24 protein-coding genes are annotated in these 22,574 nt (G+C 31.7%); 1 reads left to right on the plus strand and 23 read right to left on the minus strand.

All coding sequences use genetic code 11. The features are described from left to right. Positions 1-4: 4 nt before the first annotated feature. From GXK57_RS10625 to GXK57_RS10710, 18 genes are all read right to left on the minus strand, one after another. Complete coding sequence (locus GXK57_RS10625; protein ID WP_160675597.1) at positions 5-310, minus strand: ribosomal L7Ae/L30e/S12e/Gadd45 family protein; 306 nt, start codon at positions 308-310, stop codon at positions 5-7. Beyond that, positions 303-569: a YlxR family protein gene (locus GXK57_RS10630; RefSeq protein WP_160675600.1), complete on the minus strand. Its 267-nt coding sequence runs from the start codon at positions 567-569 to the stop codon at positions 303-305. Before GXK57_RS10630 ends, GXK57_RS10625 begins: the two co-directional genes overlap by 8 nt. Positions 570-592: 23 nt before the next feature. Next, positions 593-1,639 carry a transcription termination factor NusA gene (gene nusA / locus GXK57_RS10635; RefSeq protein WP_128213936.1) on the minus strand — a complete coding sequence of 349 codons (1,047 nt, stop codon included), beginning with the start codon at positions 1,637-1,639 and terminating at the stop codon, positions 593-595. 16 nt (positions 1,640-1,655) lie between these two features. Beyond that, the gene (rimP, locus tag GXK57_RS10640) at positions 1,656-2,117 is read right to left on the minus strand and encodes a ribosome maturation factor RimP (protein WP_160675603.1); all 462 of its coding nucleotides are present in this window, start codon (positions 2,115-2,117) and stop codon (positions 1,656-1,658) included. A 367-nt stretch (positions 2,118-2,484) separates the two neighbouring features. Further along, on the minus strand, positions 2,485-3,534 hold the full coding sequence (gene ispG, locus GXK57_RS10645) for a flavodoxin-dependent (E)-4-hydroxy-3-methylbut-2-enyl-diphosphate synthase (RefSeq protein ID WP_160675606.1): 1,050 nt from the start codon (positions 3,532-3,534) through the stop codon (positions 2,485-2,487). Positions 3,535-3,546: 12 nt separating this feature from the next. Then, entirely contained in the window at positions 3,547-4,557 is a 1,011-nt protein-coding gene (rseP, locus tag GXK57_RS10650; protein ID WP_160675609.1) for an RIP metalloprotease RseP, read from the minus strand. Between the two features lie 11 nt (positions 4,558-4,568). Then, positions 4,569-5,723 (minus strand): 1-deoxy-D-xylulose-5-phosphate reductoisomerase, encoded by a 1,155-nt coding sequence (dxr, locus tag GXK57_RS10655; RefSeq protein WP_160675612.1) that lies wholly within the window; start codon positions 5,721-5,723, stop codon positions 4,569-4,571. After that, positions 5,720-6,691, minus strand: a complete 972-nt coding sequence (locus GXK57_RS10660; RefSeq protein WP_160675615.1) for an AI-2E family transporter — start codon at positions 6,689-6,691, stop codon at positions 5,720-5,722. Before GXK57_RS10660 ends, dxr begins: the two co-directional genes overlap by 4 nt. A gap of 186 nt (positions 6,692-6,877) precedes the next feature. Further along, entirely contained in the window at positions 6,878-7,672 is a 795-nt protein-coding gene (locus tag GXK57_RS10665; RefSeq protein WP_160675618.1) for a phosphatidate cytidylyltransferase, read from the minus strand. Positions 7,673-7,685: 13 nt separating this feature from the next. After that, positions 7,686-8,447 (minus strand): isoprenyl transferase, encoded by a 762-nt coding sequence (locus GXK57_RS10670; protein WP_160675621.1) that lies wholly within the window; start codon positions 8,445-8,447, stop codon positions 7,686-7,688. A gap of 260 nt (positions 8,448-8,707) precedes the next feature. Further along, a complete protein-coding gene (gene frr, locus GXK57_RS10675) occupies positions 8,708-9,265 on the minus strand; it encodes a ribosome recycling factor (protein ID WP_160675624.1) in 558 nt (185 codons plus the stop codon). An 11-nt stretch (positions 9,266-9,276) separates the two neighbouring features. Further along, positions 9,277-9,987 (minus strand): UMP kinase, encoded by a 711-nt coding sequence (pyrH, locus tag GXK57_RS10680; protein ID WP_160675627.1) that lies wholly within the window; start codon positions 9,985-9,987, stop codon positions 9,277-9,279. Between the two features lie 74 nt (positions 9,988-10,061). Further along, positions 10,062-10,976 (minus strand): translation elongation factor Ts, encoded by a 915-nt coding sequence (tsf, locus tag GXK57_RS10685; RefSeq protein WP_160675630.1) that lies wholly within the window; start codon positions 10,974-10,976, stop codon positions 10,062-10,064. A 68-nt stretch (positions 10,977-11,044) separates the two neighbouring features. Next, on the minus strand, positions 11,045-11,746 hold the full coding sequence (gene rpsB, locus GXK57_RS10690; protein ID WP_160675633.1) for a 30S ribosomal protein S2: 702 nt from the start codon (positions 11,744-11,746) through the stop codon (positions 11,045-11,047). A gap of 480 nt (positions 11,747-12,226) precedes the next feature. Beyond that, positions 12,227-13,003 (minus strand): GTP-sensing pleiotropic transcriptional regulator CodY, encoded by a 777-nt coding sequence (gene codY, locus GXK57_RS10695; RefSeq protein WP_128213948.1) that lies wholly within the window; start codon positions 13,001-13,003, stop codon positions 12,227-12,229. A gap of 318 nt (positions 13,004-13,321) precedes the next feature. Then, positions 13,322-15,406, minus strand: a complete 2,085-nt coding sequence (gene topA / locus GXK57_RS10700; protein ID WP_160675636.1) for a type I DNA topoisomerase — start codon at positions 15,404-15,406, stop codon at positions 13,322-13,324. 42 nt (positions 15,407-15,448) lie between these two features. Then, complete coding sequence (dprA, locus tag GXK57_RS10705) at positions 15,449-16,498, minus strand: DNA-processing protein DprA (protein WP_160675639.1); 1,050 nt, start codon at positions 16,496-16,498, stop codon at positions 15,449-15,451. Positions 16,499-16,512: 14 nt separating this feature from the next. Next, positions 16,513-18,045 (minus strand): YifB family Mg chelatase-like AAA ATPase, encoded by a 1,533-nt coding sequence (locus GXK57_RS10710; RefSeq protein WP_160675642.1) that lies wholly within the window; start codon positions 18,043-18,045, stop codon positions 16,513-16,515. 179 nt (positions 18,046-18,224) lie between these two features. Between GXK57_RS10710 and GXK57_RS10715 the strand changes: the two genes are divergently transcribed. Next, positions 18,225-18,590 (plus strand): YraN family protein, encoded by a 366-nt coding sequence (locus tag GXK57_RS10715; RefSeq protein ID WP_160675645.1) that lies wholly within the window; start codon positions 18,225-18,227, stop codon positions 18,588-18,590. 304 nt (positions 18,591-18,894) lie between these two features. On the opposite strand, the gene GXK57_RS10720 is transcribed toward GXK57_RS10715, so the two are convergent. The 5 genes from GXK57_RS10720 to rimM all read right to left on the minus strand — a co-directional run bounded on the left by GXK57_RS10720 (position 18,895) and on the right by rimM (position 22,523). After that, entirely contained in the window at positions 18,895-19,719 is an 825-nt protein-coding gene (locus GXK57_RS10720; protein WP_243156405.1) for a ribonuclease HII, read from the minus strand. Then, the gene (gene ylqF, locus GXK57_RS10725; RefSeq protein WP_160675651.1) at positions 19,709-20,575 is read right to left on the minus strand and encodes a ribosome biogenesis GTPase YlqF; all 867 of its coding nucleotides are present in this window, start codon (positions 20,573-20,575) and stop codon (positions 19,709-19,711) included. The genes GXK57_RS10720 and ylqF overlap by 11 nt, the downstream gene beginning before the upstream one ends. Before the next feature lie 288 nt (positions 20,576-20,863). Further along, a complete protein-coding gene (gene rplS, locus GXK57_RS10730) occupies positions 20,864-21,208 on the minus strand; it encodes a 50S ribosomal protein L19 (protein WP_128213954.1) in 345 nt (114 codons plus the stop codon). A 102-nt stretch (positions 21,209-21,310) separates the two neighbouring features. Further along, a complete protein-coding gene (gene trmD, locus GXK57_RS10735) occupies positions 21,311-22,036 on the minus strand; it encodes a tRNA (guanosine(37)-N1)-methyltransferase TrmD (protein ID WP_160675654.1) in 726 nt (241 codons plus the stop codon). After that, positions 22,026-22,523, minus strand: a complete 498-nt coding sequence (rimM, locus tag GXK57_RS10740; RefSeq protein ID WP_160675659.1) for a ribosome maturation factor RimM — start codon at positions 22,521-22,523, stop codon at positions 22,026-22,028. The genes trmD and rimM overlap by 11 nt, the downstream gene beginning before the upstream one ends. Between the last annotated feature and the right edge of the window lie 51 nt (positions 22,524-22,574).

Below are 22,574 nucleotides of genomic sequence, written 5' to 3' on the forward strand. Positions count from 1 at the left end.
TTTATCAAATATTCTCGCCAAGTTCTATTAACTTCTTAGCCATATTTTCTTCTGTTATAGCTAATATATTAATTTCACTTCTTCCTAAGCTAATTCCTAAGTCTACTTTAGAGAAATTCTCTAAAAAAGGAATACTTTTATCCTTACAATAACGGACAAACTTTTCCTTGCTATTACTGGATAGCTCAGTTGAGAATATAAACAAATAAATCTTTTTTTTCTTTAATATTTCTTCACATCGATTGTAACCTTCAATTAAATTACCAGATTTCTTTACTAATCCTAAAAATTGAAGAAACTTATTATTCATTTACAATCTCATCCTTTAAGTTATTATAAATTTGATCATCTATCGTTGTTTCAAGATTTTTATTAAGTCTTTTAGCTTTAAAAGCCTTATCTAGACATGCAACACTTTTACATATATAAGCGCCTCGACCAGATTTTTTACCGGTTAAATCTACAGAGACAACACCTTCAGGACTTTTAACTATTCTTATAAGTTCTTTTTTGGGCTTCATTTCCATGCAGCCATTGCACATTCTCATAGGAACTTTTTTTGGTTTCATTTTAGCACCTCCAAGCTACTAAGCTATTCAGCCTGAGATTTGCTTTTTATATCAATTTTCCATCCAGTTAGCTTAGCAGCCAATCTTACATTTTGCCCTTCCTTACCGATTGCAAGAGATAATTGATTATCATCTACAACTACTTTAGCAGATTTATTATCTTCATCTATAGCAACATCTAGAACCTTAGCTGGACTTAATGCGTTAGCTATATATTCTTCAGGCAACTTACTCCATTTAATTATATCAATCTTTTCATTTTTAAGCTCATTAACTATGTTTTGGACTCTGGCACCCTTTGGTCCAACGCAAGCTCCCATAGGATCTACAGATTCATCAGTTGTGTTTACAGCAATTTTTGTTCTCGAACCTGCTTCTCTAGCAATACTCTTTATTTCTACTATTCCTTCAAATATTTCAGGAACTTCTAACTCAAAAAGTCTTTTAACTAAACCTGGATGTGTTCTTGATACTAATACTTGTGCGCCTTTTGAAGTATTTTTAACCTCTACAATGTAAAGTTTTAACTTTTCATTGAAATTATATTCTTCACCAGCCATTTGTTCATTAGGTCCTAGTATAGCTTCAATTCTACCTAAGTCAACAAACACATTTCCCTTATCTTTTCTGATTATAGTTCCAGTGATAATATCAAACTCTTTTTGAATGAATTCATTATAGATAATATTTCTTTCTGCTTCCTTTATCCTTTGGATTACAACCTGCTTTGCAAGCTGAGCTGCCACTCTTCCAAAGTTTCTTGGAGTAACTTCTATTTCAACAACATCATCTATTTCATATCTAGGATCTATCTCTTTTGCTTCATCAATTGATATTTCTGATACCTCATCATATACAAAATCAACAATTGACTTTTGGGCATAAACATGGATTTCACCAGTTTCTCTATTCATACTTACTCTTACATTCTGAGCTGCTGTAGTAGAATTGGCATAATTCTTTTTATAAGCAGCTACTAGAGCATCTTCTAAGGTTGTAAAAATAAGATCTTCACTTATCCCCTTCTCTTTTACAATCTCTTTCAATGCACCTATAAATTCTTCATTCATTTCTGAACCCTCCTTACTAAATCTCCCCTTCAATGTTTACAGACTTTACTTTATCTTTTGGAACAGTAAATTGTTCACTGTTCTCAGTTATAACTAGTGCATCCTCAGTTACTTCTGTTAATATACCTTTTATATTCTTTTTACCACTTATAGACTTTGCAAACTTTACAAAAACTTCTGAACCTACATATCTATTGTAGTGCTCTTCGGTAAAAAGCTGTCTATTTAGACCTGGTGAAGAAACTTCTAAATAATATAGATCTGTTATAGGATCCTTTTCATCTAACATATCACTTATTCTTCTACTTACTTTTTCACAATCTTCTAAAGATATACCTTCTGGTTTATCAATATATATCCTTAAGTAAAACTCATTATTTTCCTTCACAAACTCAACATAATAAAGTTCATACCCAAGTTCATCTACAATAGGCTTGCAAAGGTTATTTAAATTTTCTAAAAGTGCGTCTTTTTTCATATCTATCCTCCTTTAAACACCTAGCAAATTTTTATTAGTATTCCCATATCAATAAATCTGTATTGATTATTAAGCAAAAACGCAACTTTCAACAAGTTGCGTTTACAAATAGAAAGAGCGGACTACTCTGCCCACTCTTAACATGCTCCATTGTAAATAATCTACTATTCTAATCATAACATAGTAATTATTGGATTACAAGTACTATTTTATATTAGTCTGAAATGCTACTTTTTGTCACCTTTATAAGTGATGATCTAATCTAATAAATATTTAGAACATATATCTATAATTATACAGAAATTATCAAATATAATTCTAAGTTATTTTAAAGATATATCTTTTACATAGGCCTGATGGTTATATTTTAGAAATTTTCTATTTCCTTAATCAATTCGTTAACGAGATCTTTTTCGCTTACTTTTTTAACTATTTCACCTTTTTTAAATATAAGGCCTTCACCATTTCCACCTGCTATTCCTATATCAGCCTCTTTTGCTTCACCAGGACCGTTTACTACGCATCCCATTATAGCTACCTTTATATTTTTCTTACAAGAAGCTAACTTACTCTCAACTTCTTCAGCTATATTAATCAAATCAATTTTTGTCCTGCCACAAGTAGGGCATGATATAAATTGGATTCCAGAATTCACATAACCAAAAGTTTTTAGTATTTCACGGCCTACTTTTATTTCTTCTACAGGGTCCCCAGTAAGGGAAACTCTGATAGTATCTCCAATTCCTTCAGAAAGTAAGGCTCCTATTCCTATACTTGACTTAATGGTACCTCTCCAAATAGTTCCTGCTTCTGTAACCCCTAAATGAAGTGGATAATCAACTTTTTCCGACATCAACCTATAACTATCAATCATCTTTATAACATCTGCAGATTTTATAGAAATAACAATATCATCAAAATCCATATCCTCTAATATTTTAACATGCCCTAATGCACTTTGAACTAGAGCCTCTGGGGTTGGACTTCCGTATTTTTTCAGCAACTCTTTCTCAAGAGAACCAGAATTCACTCCAATTCTTATAGGTATCTCTCTTAACTTAGCTGCTTCAGCTACCATTCTAACTCTATCTGCACTTCCAATATTGCCTGGATTAATCCTTAATGCAGAAACACCATTTTTAATAGCTTCTAAGGCCAATCTGTAATCAAAGTGGATATCAGCAACCAAAGGGATATTTATATCTTTAACTATATCCTTTATAGCTAAGGCAGCTTCCATATCAGGAACTGCACACCTAACTATATCACAGCCAGCTTCCTCAAGTCTTTTTATCTGATCAACGGTACTCTTTACGTCCCTCGTATCTGTATTGGTCATAGACTGAACCGATACTGGAGCATCTCCACCTACATATACATTGCCCACTCTTACTTTCTTCGTTTGCATTCTGTCCATAATAATCATCTCCTATAAACTAACTGGGAACAATATATCCTTAACTGTAACCAATAACATTAATAACATTAATAGTGAAAATCCCACAAAGTTTAGTGCTCCCACTACTTTATCCGGAACTTTCTTTCTTGTTATCAGTTCAAATAATAACATAATAATCCATCCTCCATCAAGAGCTGGAAATGGAAGAAGGTTAAACACCGCAAGCTGTATGCTTAAATACGCAGTAAACCATATAAGTGTTATTATACCACTTTTAGCCGCTGTGCCTGTCATTTTAACAATTGTTACAGGTCCACCAACATCAGTTTTAAGGTTAGCTTTACCAGTAAATATGCTTTTCAATGCATAAAAAGTCTGCTTTACCCAAGAAGCTGTTCCCTTAAAACTATACTTAACACTTTCAAGTATGCTCGGATTTTGTACAAATTGATTACTAATACCTATCATCAACATTCCTTCATCGCTTTTCATAGGAACTATATTAAACTCTTTGTTCTCATTACCTCTCTTAACCAAAACATCTACAGCTTTTCCTTTAGAGGTTGCGATTTCGTAGGTTAAGTCATCCTTAGTTAACATTGTCTTGTTGTTTACCTTAATTATTTCATCACCTTTTAGCATACCTGCTTTAGCTGCTGGCGAATCTTTTACAGTGTCATTTACAGTAAGTAATGCGTATCCTGAATGAAAAGTGAAAATACTGAATAAAACTATTGCAAGCACATAATTCATAAATGCTCCTGCAAATATTATAGATATTCTTTGCAACGGAGACTTTGACATAAACCCTCTGCTATCATTTGTGGTCTCTTCTTCACCATACATCTTAACATAGCCACCTATAGGCAGAGCTTTAATCATGTATTCAGTTTCTTTTCCTTTTATACTAAAAAGTTTTGGCCCCATCCCTATAGAAAATTCATCTACCTTTACACCATTAAGCTTAGCCAATGTAAAATGGCCAACTTCATGAATCAATATCAACAAACTAAACGCTATAATCGCAAAAATTATATACACAACATTTCCTCCTATTCATACTTATTAAATACATAGTCTTTTACTTCTTTATCCATATTATTAACACTATGTAATGTTACTTCTTTATTATAGTCAAAATTATTCATGCATTCTTCAACTATATTAGCAATTGCTAAGTAACTAATTTTTTTATTCAAAAATAAACTTACGCATGCTTCATTTGCAGCATTAAGTATACATGGCATAAGCTTACCTATTCTACCAGCTCTAAATGCAAGTTCTAAACATTTAAAAGTTGTAAGATCTGGAGTTTCAAAGGTAATTTTACTCAATGTCTTAAAATCTAGGGTTCCTCCTATATTGCCCTTCCTATCTGGGTAATTCAATGCATATTGAATAGGAAGCTTCATATCTGGAGTTCCAAGCTGAGCAATTATAGCTCCATCTTCATATTGAACCATAGAATGTATCACCGACTGAGGATGAACAACAACCTCAATTTTGTCATAATCACAATCAAAGAGCCAGTGAGCTTCTATTACCTCAAGACCTTTATTCATAAGTGTAGATGAGTCAATTGTAATTTTAGGTCCCATTGACCAGTTAGGATGTTTTAAGGCATCTTCAACTGAAACCTTTTCTAAATATTCTAAACTTTTCCCTCTAAAAGGTCCTCCTGACGCTGTAAGTAGTATTTTATCTATTCTATTCATACTGTTGCCTTGAAGACTTTGAAATATAGCGCTGTGCTCCGAATCTACCGGAAGTATGTTAACGTTATTTTTTCTTGCCTCCTCCATAACTAGTTCACCAGCTACCACCAGTGTTTCCTTGTTAGCTAAAGCTATAGTCTTACCAGCCCAGATAGCATTTAAAGTAGGCTCTAGACCAATCATACCAACTACTGAAGTTACTACAGTATCAACACTTTTACTTGTTGCAACCTTATTTAATCCTTCTATTCCAAAGTATACCTCTATATCATACCCTTCTTTAGTACAATAATCCAAAACTTTGTTATATGCATCATAGTCAGTCATAGCAACTTCCTTTGGATTAAATTCTTTAATTATGTCTATAATACTTTCTACACTTTTATTTGCACTAACCCCAATTAGTTTAAATTCATCTTTATGAAATCTCAACACCTCTAAAGTTTGAGTTCCTATAGAACCAGTTGCCCCTAGTATAGCTATATTTTTCATGTAAATTCCTCCTGAGTTGAACTGATTATTATATTTTTAGCTAGTAATACATATAAAGGACCAGATATTATACCTATGACACCAAATAATTTAACACCTATATAAATTGATAATAAGGCAAGTATAGGATGTATATCTAATCTATCTCCAATAAACTTAGTTTCAAGAATTTCTCGGTTTATTTGAATTAATATATATAGTATCACAAGACCAATGGCTATAAAATATTCCTTTAATACAATATTGTATATTATTAGTGGAATAAATACAATAATAGTTCCGACGTAAGGTAATATATCAAGCACTCCACATATTAAAGCTAACATAAATGGTTCTGGCACCTTAAAAAATATAAATCCAAAAAAAGTCTCTACTGTGCTAAATAAAGCAAGCATCACCTCTATTACAGCAAGCTTTTTTAATTTACTTATTGTTTGTCCAACATTTAGCACTATGTTTTTTGGCAGAACAGCATAAAAAAGTCTCTTTATCATAAATTCGTCTACTAAAACAAAATAAACGCAAATGTTAGCTATAACATAAGATACAATACTTTCTGAGGTATATAATGCTCCTTTTTTTATGATTGAACCGTCTATTATACTGCTTCCACTATGTCCACCAGTATTATTACTAGTAACAGTAACTAAATTTAAAAAGTCATTATAAAAGGAACGTAGCTTGTCTATGTTTACAAGTACATATTTTTGAAAAGCTAAAATTATATTATTGCTTAAATAAAAGACAATAATAAACAAAAGTAAATTTAATACAATTATACTAAAAGCTGCAGATAATTTAAATGAATTTGTAACTTTTAAAAAAAACTTTTGTAAAGGCTTGGCCAATAAATAAAGAACAACAATATAAAGAAATGGATTAAAGTAATTCTTGATCACGAAAGATACGAAAACTACTACAAATAATAAAATAAGTAATTGGATTAGTTTAGAATATTCTTTTAACATTTAGCTTCCTCTTATCCTGTTTATTTATTTACTTAATTATATTAATGTAATGAATTTTATATTATTAAAATATTTATTAATCAGTTAGGTTTTAGAAATTTAAGTCAAAAAACAATAAAAAATAGCTTACAACACATAATCTCGCATTGTAAGCTATAATAAAACACCTTTGTTAACTATAAAATTTTACATTGAAAGTACAATATGAAGATATAAATATATTATAGTTGATGCAAATAATATACTGTCAAACCTATCAAGTACTCCTCCATGTCCTGGTATAAGATTGCTATAATCTTTTATTCCTACATATCTTTTTATAGAAGATGCCACCAAATCACCAAACTGACAGAAGACTCCGCACAGTATTCCTATTATTACATAATGATATAAAGGAATCGTATGTACATATGGTGTAATAACAAAACCATAAACGGTTAAAGCCAAAGTGCTTCCTAATAGCCCCCCTATGGACCCTGCCACTGTCTTCTTAGGGCTAACCTTTGGACAAAGTTTTCTTTTACCTAAATACTTTCCAGTATAATAGGCCACCGTATCACAAAGCCAAGAAGCCAAAAAGACTAGCCAAACTAAAAACTTTCCGTTAGGCATCAAATTGACAAGATATATAAAGCTAAAGAACACACCTACATACATAAAGCCTAAAATAGTAAGTGCCACATCTATAAACGTATATTTTGTATTTATAACTGGAACACATAGCAAAACTAATAAAGCTATTATTAAAATATACATAAGTTTTTCAATATCATTATTAAGGAAATAATAGCATACCAAAAGCACATAGCCTACTGGCCATATTGGATTAAAATCCTTAGCTTTCATGGTCTTGTAGAATTCATACATTCCTACAGCGGAAAGTAGAATAGTAAAGTATTTTAAATATACTCCACCTAAGAATATAAATATTAATATTGGAGCAATTATTACTGCACCCAGATATCTATTATTAGATTTCATAATATCACCTCAGTTATTTTATGCCGCCATACCTTCTATCTCTATTTTGATAATCATAAATAGCCTTATGAAGATCTGACTCTGAAAAATCAGGCCAATTTATATTTGAGTACCAAAACTCTGAGTAAGCACACTGCCATAATAGGAAGTTGCTTAATCTTTGTTCTCCACTTGGTCTAATTATTAAATCTGGATCTGGCATATCTTTAGTGTACATATATGATGAGACAATATTTTCATTAATATCCTCTATTCCAATACGTCCATCTTGAATATCTTGTGCTATCTTTTTTACTCCATCTATTATTTCTGATCTGCCACCATAGTTCAATGCTAGATTAAGAACTATTCCAGTGTTATTCTTAGTTCTCTCGTATGCACTTATAAGTTCTCTACTGCATTTATCAGGAAGCTTTGAGATATCTCCAATGTGACTTATAACCACATTGCTTTTATTTAATTCGTCAAATTCCTTCTTCAAGTATTCAACTAAAAGATCCATCAAAGCACTAACTTCATCCTTAGGTCTTTTCCAATTTTCAGTGGAAAAGGCGTATAGCGTTAAGTACTTAACACCTAATTTATCACATTCTTTAACTACTCTTCTTATGGTTTCAACACCAGCTTTATGACCAACTGTTCTAGGAAGATTTCTCTGTTTAGCCCATCTACCGTTACCATCCATTATTATTGCAATGTGCTTTGGAATATTATCATGGTCTATACTGATATTATCATCAATATCTTTTCTTCTTTTCCTAAAGAGCTCAAACATATTATCTACACTCCTATAAAAGGTTTATAAAATTAAGTTATCCTGTTTACTAAAGAGCAAAAATTCGCTAAAGCGACCTTCTTTAGTGAATCTTTTGCTCATCTGCCTTTTTTGAACGTATGTGAAGAAATTCTGGAAGGCTACATATTTTTTTATTCTTTCTCCCATATCTAGATTTAATCTGTCCACACATACTTAGCCATAATTTCATCTTTGATACAAATTTCCTAAAGAATAAAAAACCTGCTAAAGAAGCAGGTTTAAACTGTCATAATTTCTTTTTCCTTATCTGCTATCATCTTATCTATTTCTTTTACATAGCTATCAGTAACCTTTTGAATGTCATCTTCAGCCTTCTTGATTTGATCTTCCGACACATCTCCATCTTTCTTAAGAGCTTTAATTTTATCATTAGAATCTCTTCTAATTGATCTTAAAGCAACTTTTGCTTCTTCTCCAGCTTTTTTTACGTTCTTAACTAAATTCTTTCTAGTTTCTTCAGTAAGTTCTGGAACTAAAAGCCTTATTATAGTACCATCATTTGTAGGATTAATTCCTAAATCTGATTTTAATATGGACTTCTCTATTTCTTTTAAAAGTGGCTTTTCCCAAGGAGTAATAACAAGCATTCTTGGTTCTGGTGCAGAAATATTAGCAACTTGATTTAGAGGACACATGCTTCCATAGTAATCAACTTGAATTCTATCAAGCATAGTAGGGTTAGCTCTTCCTGCTTTCATAGTCTTAAACTCTGAATCTAAAACAGAAATAGTTTTTTTCATTTTATCTTCAGAAGCCTTTATAATATCCTTAATCATCATAAACCTCCTTATTTATCGCAAACTAAAGTTCCTATTTTTTCACCGCATGCGGCTTTCTTAATATTACCTGGCTCATCTAAGGCAAATACAAGTATTGGAATATTATTATCCATGCATAGTGAGGTCGCTGTCGAATCCATAACTTGAAGACCTTGCTCTAGTACTTGAATATATGATAAAGTATCATATTTCTTCGCATCATTGTACTTATGAGGATCTTTATCGTATACTCCATCTACTTTTTTAGCAAGTAGTATAACATCAGCTTCAATCTCTGCTGCTCTTAAAGCTGCAGTTGTATCAGTTGAGAAGTATGGGTTACCTGTTCCAGCTGCAAATATTACAACTCTACCTTTTTCAAGATGTCTCATTGCTCTTCTTCTTATAAAAGGTTCAGCAACTTCTTTCATTTCTATTGCTGTTTGAACTCTAGTTAACACACCTAATCCCTCTAATGAATCTTGAAGTGCAAGTGCATTTATACAAGTGGCAAGCATCCCCATGTAATCAGCAGTTGTTCTGTCCATTCCTTCACCACTTCTGCCTCTCCATATGTTTCCGCCACCTACTACAGCACCTACTTCAACTCCCATATCGATAAGCTCTTTTATCTCACTAGCAATTCTTGTTGCAACATTAAAATCGATTCCAAAACCATTATCACCAGCTAGAGCTTCTCCAGAAAGTTTAAGTATTACTCTTCTATATTTAGCTTCCATTACACAACCTCCACCATGTATTATATATTTATTTTTTTAAAAAAAGAGAACACGGTGTGTTCTCTTTTGTATTACTATTTCCCTTGAACTTGCTTTGCAACTTCTTCTGCAAAGTTTTCTTCTTTCTTATCTATACCTTCTCCTCTTTCATATCTAACGAAAGTATTGATATTGATTGGAGAACCAACTTCTTTAGACTTTTCTTCTAAGTATTTAGTTATAGTCTTATCGCCATCTTTAACCCATGGTTGATCAACTAAACATACTTCTTTATAGTATTTTTGAATTCTTCCTTCAACCATTTTATCAACGATCTTTTCAGGCTTTCCTTCATTTAAAGCTTGAGCTCTGTATATTTCTCTTTCTTTTTCTACAGATTCAGTATCAACTTTAGATTTATCTAAGAATAAAGGATTTGCAGCAGCAACTTGCATACAAAGTTCCTTAGCCACTTCTTCTAAAACTGGGCTAGCAGTTTCACAACCTAATTCTACAACAACACCAATTCTACCACCACCATGGATGTAGCTTTGAGTTATTCCGTTTTCAACTGAGAACTTTTGGAATCTTCTTACTGACATATTTTCGCCTAATTTAGCGATTAATGCAGTTAAGAATTCTTGTACAGTTTGCTCTTCATTAAACTTTTGAGCAACAAATTCTTCAACAGTTGCTACTGTTGTAGTAGAAGCCATTTCAGCTAGCTTAGCAGCAAAGCCTACGAATTCTTCATTAGCAGCAACGAAGTCTGTTTCACAGTTAACTTCAACTATACCAGCACTCTTCTTGTCTTCTGATATAAAAGTTTTAACTATTCCTTCAGCAGCTACTCTACCAGCTTTTTTAGCAGCAGCAGCTAATCCTTTTTCTCTTAATACTTCTACAGCCTTTTCCATATCGCCTTCTGTTTCTGTAAGAGCTTTCTTACAGTCCATCATACCAGCGCCAGTTCTTTCTCTTAATTCTTTAACAGCTTGAGCAGTTATCATGCTAATTCCTCCCTAAAATGTTAATGTAAAAGGTAAATGAAGTTAACCTTCACCTACCTAGTATATAATTATTCAGCTAATTGTTCGCCTTGTCTTCCTTCAATAATAGCATCAGCCATTTTTGCAGTTATAAGTTTTACAGCTCTTATAGCATCATCATTTCCAGGTATAACATAATCAACTTCATCTGGATCACAGTTAGTATCAACTATTGCTACTACTGGTATACCAAGAATCTTTGCTTCTGATATAGCATTTTTTTCTTTTCTTGGGTCAACCACGAATAATGCACCTATGTTAGTAGCATCTAAGTTTCTGATACCTCCAAGATTCTTTTCTAGTTTTTCCATTTCATTCTTTAAGTTTGTAACTTCTTTCTTAGGTAAAACGTCGAAAGTTCCGTCTTCTTCCATCTTTTCGATTTCTGATAATCTATTTATTCTTGTCTTTATAGTGTTAAAGTTAGTTAACATACCACCAAGCCATCTATTATTAACGAAGTGCATATTTGATCTAACGCCTTCTTCTTGAATAGCTTCTTGTGCTTGTTTCTTAGTACCAACAAATAGTATATCTTTTCCTTCTGTTGCTACTTCTTTAATGAAGTCATAAGCTTCTTCAACTTTCTTAACTGTCTTTTGAAGATCTATTATATATATTCCGTTTCTTTCTGTGAATATATAAGGAGCCATCTTAGGGTTCCATCTTCTTGTTTGATGTCCGAAATGAACACCAGCTTCTAATAATTGTTTCATTGAAATAACTGACATAAAAGTCCCTCCTAAATTTGGTTGTATCCTCCACTATCATCATATTTTCAGAGCTTCCCCGTAGGGCACCACTCTTACAATTAGATAATGTGTGTATTTTCTTACCTTTGATAGTATATCATAAGGTTTAATGTCAAGCAATATAAATTTGTAAAATTATTAATTAATATGAAAGAAAAGTCGCTAAAGCTACACATTATTTAGCGACTTTTTTTGCGCAACTACCTTTTTTGAACCTATGTGTAAAAAATTCTAACAGGCGTCAGGATTTTATTTTTTAATTTTTATTCAAAATATCTACTCTAAAAACTTCATACAGATATGTTTAGAAGACATGATTACTTCTATAGATACAAATTTACATATCCATCAGTTAATAGATAAAGGCGTTTTTTATTGAATCATTTAATATTTTTTTATTTTTTATATAATGTTTCTAAAAATAAAAAAAGGAGGTTAATTCCTCCTTTAAATTATTGACTATTTTATTTTCTTTAATTCATCAAGTAGTTTCTCATTTAAAATTCTTATATGAGTTCCCTTCATACCTAATGAACGAGATTCAATAACACCGGCACTCTCAAATTTTCTCAATGCATTTACTATAACCGATCTTGTTATACCAACCTTGTCCGCAATTTTTGAAGCAACCAATAAGCCTTCACTGCCATCTAGTTCATCAAAAATGTGCTCTACAGCCTCTAGTTCCGAATAAGAAAGTGTTCCAATAGCCAATTGAACAACAGCTTTTTTTCTAGCCTCATCTTCTATCTCATCTTGCTTAGATCTTAGGATTTCTAAACCAACTATAGTTGCACTGTATTCAATAAGTACTAAATCATCATCGGTAAATGGTTCTTTAAATCTTGCAAGAAGCAATGTTCCTAGTCTTTCTCTATTTCCTACTATAGGTACTATGGTGGAAAGCTTGTCCGACATCATGCATTCACCTTCACCATCAAAAACACATTGTCCTTTGTTTGGAAGGTTCGCTAATGTATCTCCAATATTCAACAGCTTATTATTATATTCTTCTGGGAATCTTTTATCGTCCAATATCTTTTTCTTCATTATGTCACATTCAAAACTATCTGAAAAAGTATATCCTAGTATTTTTCCCTTTCTACTAGCTATGTACACGTTGCATGCTAAAACTTCACTTAGCAACTTACAAATATCTTCAAAGGCTACAGGATCTGTACCAGATTTTTGTAATATTTTATTTAACATTCTTGTTTTGTTAAGTAGAGTTGACATTAAATTCCTCCTCATAATACCGCTGTTTATATTACAGGGTCTATCCTTTAAAATGAGCCACTTTGATTATTAAAACCTAATGATTTCTAATTATCTAAAAAACAAATTTAAAATAAATCCTAATTTTTCTTTCTTAGAAGTGGCTCATCTTATCCACACACAATAGCAATCTATTAATCATTACTATAAATAAATTGAAACCCTGAAAACATTTTTTGAATTTTTTGAATTGTTCAAATTGTTTAAATTGTTCAAGTCTATCTTAACATACTAAAACACTTATTTCAACAGTCTTTTCAGCCAATTCGACATATAATTCTACTTTTCTTCCGTTTGAATAGAAACTTTGTTACCACATTCTTTATTTGTACACTCCATGAACTTACCTTTTGTTTTATTATACTTGATAACCATATGAGAACCACAACTACTGCAATTTTCCTTTGCAGGTTCATACCAGCTTACAAAAGAACATTCAGGATAATTAGAACATCCATAAAACTTATTGCCTTTTTTGCTCTTCTTGATTACAACTCCACCACCACAAAGGGGACATTTTGCATCAATTTCCTCTACAATTGGTTTCGTATTTTGGCAATCAGGATAGCCTGGGCACGCTAAAAAGCTACCAAATCTACCTTGCTTTATTACCATCATCCTTCCACACTTATCACATTTCACATCACTTACTTTATCTTCAATTACTACTTTAGATACTTCCTTTTCAGCTTTATCTATAGCTTCACTAAGAGGACTGAAGAATTCATCTACAATTCTTGTCCATTCTTCTTTTCCTTCTTCTATATAATCTAGCTTATTTTCCATGTCTGCGGTAAAGTCTGCATCAACTATTTGCTTAAAGTAATCACTCATTATAGTATTTACTATAATTCCAAGCTCAGTAGCCATTAGATTTTTCTTTTCTCTTTGGATGTACTTTCTACTAAGAAGAGTTGAAATAGTAGGTACGTACGTACTTGGTCTACCAATTCCCTTCTCTTCTAACAGCTTAACAAAAGATGCCTCAGTATATCTTGCTGGCGGTTGAGTGAAATGTTGTTTTCCAACTATACTATCATAGCTTAAAGCTTCATTTTCTTCTATTTCAGGAAGTAATACACTTTCATCATCTTCCTCAGTGGTATACTCATAAACTTTCATAAATCCATCAAACTTGATAGTGGAACCACTGGCTCTTAGTTTGTATTCTCCATTAGCGATATCAATGCTATTTGTATTTAAAACACAAGATTCCATCTGACTTGCTATGAATCTTTCCCAAATAAGCTTATAAAGTTTGTACTGTTCTGCTGAAAGATTTTCCTTTGCAACTTCTGGTGTAATATCTATTACTGAAGGTCTTATAGCTTCATGGGCATCTTGTATATTCTTCTTTCCCTTATATACTCTTGGGACTTTTGGGGCATACTTTTCACCATAATTAGCGTTTATATATTGTAATGCGCTATCTTGAGCTTCTTTTGATATTCTAACAGAATCAGTTCTCATATATGTTATAAGCCCTACAGTACCATAACCTTTTACTTCAATACCTTCATATAATTGCTGAGCTATAGACATAGTTCTCTTTGTTTGGAAATTAAGCTTTCTACTAGCGTCCTGTTGTAATGTACTTGTAGTGAAAGGAGGCAAAGGATTTTTATTCTTTGTACCTTTCTTCACCTTATTTACTACAAATTCATTTTGTTTAAGTTCTTCTATAGTCTTATTTGCTTCTTCTTCAGTGAAAATTTCGAACTTCTTACCTTTTAAAGTTGCAATCTTCACATTAAACTTTTTATCTTTCTTCTCTAGTTTAATATCAACAGTCCAATATTCTTTTGATTCAAATTTATTAATTTCTTCTTCTCTATCACAAATCAGTTTAAGAGCAGCAGATTGAACTCTACCTGCACTCAAGCCCCATTTAACATTTTTCCATAATATTGGGCTTATTTCATAACCAACTAGCCTATCAAGTACTCTTCTAGCTTGTTGAGCATCAACTAAGTTTTGATTGATAACTCTTGGGCTTTTTATAGAGGTTTTAACAGCGTTCTTTGTAATTTCATGAAACTCAACTCTACATTTATCTTTATCTGGAATTTTTAAAATATTTGCAAGGTGCCAAGAGATTGCTTCCCCTTCTCTATCAGGGTCAGTTGCCAAAAAAATCTTATCACTTTTTTTAGCAAGCTTTTTAAGCTTATCTAAAAGATCACCTTTTCCTCTTATAGTTATATATTTGGGATTATAATTGTTTTCCACATCAACTCCAAGTTGACTCTTAGGCAAATCCCTAATATGTCCCATTGATGCTTCAACTACATAATTTTTACCTAAGTATTTACTTATTGTTTTTGCCTTAGCAGGCGATTCTACTATTACAAGATTTTGACCCATTTTTTACTCCTTAAAAACTTAGGAGTGTTCACCCCCTTAGTCTTAATTATTTTTAACATAATAATTTCCTAAAATACACATAATTTCATTATTAAATTGCATTTCAAATAATAACTCATAAATTGTTGAGGTGTCAATATCTGTGTTTCTTATAATTTCATCGATATGTATAGGTTTATCATCTAATAACCTCATAATCTGGGCTTTCAGGCTATCATTAATTTTTTTATTTTTCTTTCTACATAGCCCCAGTTTATCAAGCAATTTATCTATGTCATAGGCAATGACTTCATAATGTTCTCCTATGAGTTGATTTGTTCCTTTACTTTGAGGCGAAAAAATTGATCCTGGTACTGCATATACATCTCTGCCTTGATTTAATCCAACATCAGCAGTTATTAGAGAACCACTTTTTTCATTAGCCTCTACAACTATAATTGCTTTAGATAATCCACTTATTATCCTATTTCTTCTAGGAAAATTATATGGTGCAGGTCTTGTTCCAGGCAGAAACTCTGAAACAATACACCCATTATTCTCTATATTCTCATATAATATTTTATTATAAGCTGGATATATAACATCTATACCACAACCAAATACTGCACAGGTAACTCCTTTATTTTCTAGAGTTCTTTTATGAGCTTCTGAATCTATACCATAGGCACCACCACTAACTATACATGTATCAAAGGCACTCAATTGCTTACATATAAGCTTAGTTGCTTCCCTTCCATAACCAGTACATTTTCTAGAGCCTACTATTGCTATAGTAATCTTTTTATTTAAAATGTCAATATCCCCTTTATAAAAAAGGCCATAAGGAGGACAATTTATATGGCTTAAAAGTGTTGGATATTGGGACTCTTTATAGGTAATTAGCTTTATTTTATTTTTCATCATATATTCAGAAAGTCTTTTTGCATCATCAGGTGAAACTCTATTTAGTAAGTTCTTATTCACAAATTTTCTTTGCGAGAAAATAGCCTTATTTCTAAATATATTTTCTTCAGATTCGTACTCATTAAGCAAATTTAACTTAATGTTATCACTAACAGGGAGCATTGAAAACCAAATCTTATAAAAATCCAAAATTTATTTCTCCTTTATATAATTTCGCCATCAAAAAATTTTCTATAATTTAATGCTTCAACAATTGTGGCTTTATTAATATCTTCTTGACTATTTAGATCAGCAATTGTTCTTGATACCTTTAAGATTTTATCTAATCCTCTTGTACTTATATGATATTTATCATATATTTGTTCTAATAAACTTATACAAGCATCATCTAGTTTAATATATTTTTTTATATCACTATGGTCTAATTGTGAATTAAAAAGTATTCCCAGTTCACTATACCTATCTTTTTGTATTTTTCTAGCTTTTTCTACTCTTTCTTTAATAGTCTCAGAACTCTCTCTCTTTGTTTCCTTCATCAACTGATTGAAGGGTACCTGAGCAACTTGAACATACAAATCAATTCTATCAGCTATAGCTTTTGAAAGCCTCTTTCTGTATTTATGCTTCTCTATATCAGTACATATACATTTTTCACCATCAATACCACTACTTTTCCCGCAAGGACACGTATTCATAGCCGAAATAAAAATGAAATCCGCAGGGTAAATCACCTTACCTGAAAGTCTTGATATTCTTATAACTTTATCTTCTAGTGGTTCCCTTAAGCATTCTAGTATCCTTCTATCAAACTCTAATAACTCATCCAAAAACAAAACTCCTCTATGGGCTAGACTGATTTCTCCAATAGTAAGTTCCCTACCGCCGCCTATTAGTGTATTCTTAGGAGTAGTATGATGAGGGTTCCTGAAGGGTCTATAATTGATAACTCCTGATTTGTCCTTAAGATTCCCAGATACACTATATATCTTTGTAACTTCAAGACACTCTTCATAGCTTAAATCAGGCAAAATAGATGGCAATCTCCTTGCTAACATAGTTTTGCCTGATCCTGCAGGTCCATATAAAATGATGTTATGATTTGAAGCAGCCGCTATTTCTAATGCTCTTTTTGCTGCTTCATTTCCAAATACATCGCTAAAGTTTTCTTTTATATTATGATTTGAAGTTATATTCTCATATTTCATAAATTTTATTGGATACTGATCTTCATAAATTAGGAACTCTGATACTTGTTTTAGATTAGCAAAAGTAAATATATTACTGTTCTTAATTATCATTGTTTCTTCAATATTTTGCTGAGGTATAATATAATTATTTATTCTATGATTTTTTCCTTCTATTATAATAGGTAAACATCCATTCACAGCTTTTATTTCTCCGTTTAAAGATAGCTCTCCAACCAACATATATTTACTAGTATCAGTCATGACAATCTGACCACTCTCAAGCAGAATAGCTACAGCAATTGGCAAATCTAGTAAAGTACCTATCTTTTTTATATCTGCCGGAGCTAAGTTAATAACAACTCTACCCAGTGGAAACTTAAACCCACTATTTATTATGGCAGAGCGAACTCTCTCTTTTGATTCCCTTACTGATGTATCAGGAAGACCTACTATAGAAAAGGAAGGTAAACCCTTGTTAATATCCACTTCTACATATACAACTTCTCCATCAATTCCGTTGAAAGAAGCACTTATTATTTTTGTAGCCACTGCTATCACCTCTTTAGTGATTATTGACCATTTTTCTGTTAAATAACATTTTTTATGCTTCAAGAAATTATATTTCAGAAAAGACAGATGTAATAAAGTAACTAAAAAATATTGCTTCAGCTATTTTTTTCTACTTTTTGTCGAGAATAAAGATATACTGATAAGTTAGAGGTATTATTATGAAAAATTTTAATAAATCAATAGGTTCTGCTGGAGAAGATATGGCAGCAGAATTTCTTGTTAAAAATGGTTACAAAATACTAGAAAGAAACTTTAGTTCGAGAAATGGAGAAATAGATATAATTGGATGGGATAAAGATATATTATGTTTTATAGAAGTTAAAACTAGATATACCTTAGATTATGGTACCCCAATGGAAGCAATTTCAATCACCAAAACAAATACCATTAAAAGAGTGTGTCAATATTACATTTTTAAGAACTACTTATTTGACATAAATATTAGATTTGATGTAGTTGAGGTATACTTAAATTACAAAAATACATCTTCGACAATTAATGTAGTTAAAGATGCATTTAGATAACTTCTACAATTCATTAATTTAAAATCAATATTAGATTTTTTGTAAATATAAATTTTACTGAAAAACAAAAAATCTTTACACTTACAAACAGAAAATAAATTTCACAAACAATTAAGTAAATCTAATAACTATCCTAAAATTATATATTTATAAATTCATATAAATATATAGTAATAGCCACTGTTCTAGAGTCATTTTATTCTGTAGATAAAACACTAATATAATATGCAATAATTAAAAAAACCTCCTTTCAGAATAGGAGGTTTCTGCTTAAAATTATTATAGTGAACTTCTATTATACTTTCTACTTACTTAAAATGTTGTTAAGAAAAGACATTCTATGAATCTCACAAGTACCTATGTTATGTATAGCATCAATATGTTTTTGGGTTCCATACCCAACATTATCCTTAAAGCCATAGCCTGGGTATATATCATCATATTCCTTCATAAGCTTATCTCTAAAAACTTTTGCAATAATTGACGCACATGCTATAGATGCACTCTTAGCATCGCCTTTAACAATATACTTATTAGGCTTATTTAGATTTCTAACAGGATACCCATCAGAAAGTACAAGTTGTGGCTCTACAGGAAGTGTCCTACATGCATCTAAAAAAATCTTATTATTACAATGAGCTATCCCTAATGTATCGATTTCCTTGTTTGTGCAAACAGAAATACTATAAGCTATTGCTTTTTCTCTAATAATAACATCTAGCTCTTCTCTTTTTTGTTCACTTAAAGCTTTAGAATCCTTAATACCAAGAATAACATCATTAAGATTATTTAAATCTAGAATTACTGCAGCTCCCACTATAGGACCAGCCAAAGGACCTCGCCCTACCTCATCAACTCCTGCAACATATCTGAACTTACTGAAACTTTTATCAAATAAATACATTCCTTTAACTCTATTGAATTCTGCTTCTTGCTTATGCAATGCATTTTCAATCCTATTAGCTAAAGCAAGAACATTTTTTCTCTTGTCCATAGAAAGAATAGTAATTAACTCTACTAATTCTTCCTCTTTACTCAAACTTATGGGAACTAAAGAAGCCAGTTCTTTAATCTCATTAAAGCTCAATTCAGATAATTTTTCTTTTAAATAAATAATGCTATCCTTCAACATTTTCCTCTTTCCAAGGGGTCTCCAAAGAAACATTACCTATCTTTCCACCTCTAAACTCGTCTAATATAATTGCAGCAATTCTGTTATAATCTATTTCTCCTCCTGAAACAATAGCACCTCTTTTTCTAGCGATTCTATTTAGTGTTTCAATAGGCTCTTCTGCTACTTCATCTAATTTATATCTTGTTTTTAGCAATTCAGGATTAGTATTCTGTAATCTTTCAACAAGCTTTAGAGAAAGCTCTTCTGTGTCCATAATTTCATCCTTAATGGCTCCAGTAAAAGCTAAGTTCAAAGCTACTTCTTCATCTTCAAACTTTGGCCAAAGAACCCCAGGAGTATCAAGAAGCTCTATACCTATAGAAGTCTTTATCCACTGCTTATTTTTAGTAACACCTGGTCTATCACCAGTTTTAGCTATATTATTTCTTGCCATCTTGTTGATAAAAGTTGATTTTCCTACGTTAGGAATACCTACTACCATAACTCTTGTAATTATTTTTGCAAGGCCTTTTGCTTTTAATCTCTCATGTTTTTCCTTAAGAAGCTCCATTAATGCAGGTTTAATATTCTTTATTCCATCGCCCTTTAGACAGTTTACTTCAATCGCCCTAATAGATTCACTTTTTAGTGAATTAATCCAAGCCCTTGTAACCTTGCTGTCAGTCAAATCACTTTTATTAAGCAAAATTAATCTTGGCTTATCTTTGCACAACTCATCTATATCAGGATTGGCACTGGATTTAGGTATTCTGGCATCTCTTATTTCAATAACTGCATCAACTAATTTTAGATTCTCTTTTATTTCTCTTTTGGTTTTTACCATATGCCCTGGAAACCAATTTATAGCCATAAAATCATCCCTTTCTTGTAAATATCAACATACCGCTATATAGTAAAATATACATTTTATTTTCTCTAAAATTTATGTAAAAAAATCACCAATATGTATTTTAACAATGATTTTGCCCGTCAGTTTTCTTCTGAGATACATAAAACTTCATAGGCAAATATATTATTCAACTTTATAATTTAATTAATAATTCTATTATTCCTACTTATCTATATATTTATCTAAAATATAAAACTTCTAAGGAATAAAAAACGGAGCTAAATTAGCCCCTGTCTTTTAATTTAAGTATTAGATTATTTCTTTAACCTTAGCTGCCTTACCTACTCTGCTTCTTAGGTAGAATAACTTAGCTCTTCTTACCTTACCTCTTCTTGTAACTTCAATCTTTTCTATGATTGGAGCATTTAGTGGGAAAGTTCTTTCAACACCAACACCGTAAGCTATTCTTCTTGCAGTGAAAGTTTCTCTTAATCCACCATTTTGTCTCTTTATTACAGTACCTTCAAAAGTTTGTATTCTTTCTCTTGTACCTTCTTTAACTTTTACGTGAACCTTAACAGTGTCACCTACGTTAAATTGAGGTAAATCAGTTCTGATTTGTTCTTGTTCTATTGCTCTTAATATTTCGTTCATGTGCATTCCCTCCTTAGTTAATTGTGACGTTCTTACCATATGATAATATGACAGAGGACCGCCCGTACTAGCACAATGGTAATTTTAACATAACTACTTTATTTAATCAATATTTTTTTCATAATCTTTAAGAAGCTTTATATCCTCTTTGCTTAATTTGACAGACTTAAACAAATCTGGTCTTCTTTTTTTTGTTATTGCAAGAGATATTTGCCTTCTGTACTTCCTAATATTTTCGTGATGCCCTGATAAAAGTATACTAGGAACAGCTTCTCCCTCAAACACTTCAGGTCTAGTGTACTGAGGATGTTCTAAAAGTCCACTGTAGAAGGACTCCTCTGTAAAACTCTCTTCACTGCTTAATACTCCTGGTATTAACCTACATATGCTATCGACTATAGGAATAGCCGCCATTTCACCACCAGTAAGTACAAAGTCTCCCAAGGATAGCTCCATATCAAAATACTTATAAGCTCTTTCATCAATGCCTTCATAATGGCCGCAAACAAAAATAAGCTCATCAACCTTAGACAATTCCTTTGCCATATCCTGATTGAAGGTCTTACCTCTAGGTCCCAAAAATATAACTTTTGAGTCCTTATTTTGCTTTACAGCTTTGATAGAGTCTACTACTGGCTGAGCACTCATAACCATACCTGCCCCACCACCATAAGGATAGTCATCAACCTTTTTATGTTTATTGATAGAGTAATCTCTAATATTAACAGTATTAATATCTAGGATACCATTGTTCCTCGCTCTTCCTATTATACTATGCTCAAACACATTGAACATCTCAGGAAAAAGTGTAAGAATACTAATCTTCATCTTGCCATTCTCCTGAAGGTTTAATAACAATTTTTTTATCTTGCACATTTATGTCTAATACAATTTCTTTAAGTACAGGTACTAAAATTTCTTTATTACCTTTTACCCAATATACATCATTACTACCAGTTTGCAGGACATCGTATACATCACCATAGTTAAATCCTTCTGTATCGTAAACCTTACACCCAATAAGATCTGATATAAAATATGTATCCTCTGGAAGCTCCACTGCATGTTCTCTTGAAACCTTTATATATCTTTGCTTAAGCTTTTCGGCATCATTCATTGAATCTACACCTTTTATCTTAATGATTACTCTATCTTTCTGATATTTCACCCATTCAATTTCTGCTTCTTTATCATCAATTAAAATTTCTTTTAAATTATCAAATCTTGTTACATCATCAGTTAAAGGAAACACTTTAACTTCCCCTTTTATACCATGAGTGTTAACTATCTGACCTACTTTCAAAAAATCCTTCATAAGCTCACCTCAACAAAACATTTTAGGAGTATGTGGAAAAAGAGCTAGGAA

Origin of the sequence: Clostridium sp. C8-1-8 (genome assembly GCF_009928445.1) — a bacterium.
Lineage (GTDB): Bacteria > Bacillota > Clostridia > Clostridiales > Clostridiaceae > Clostridium_AR.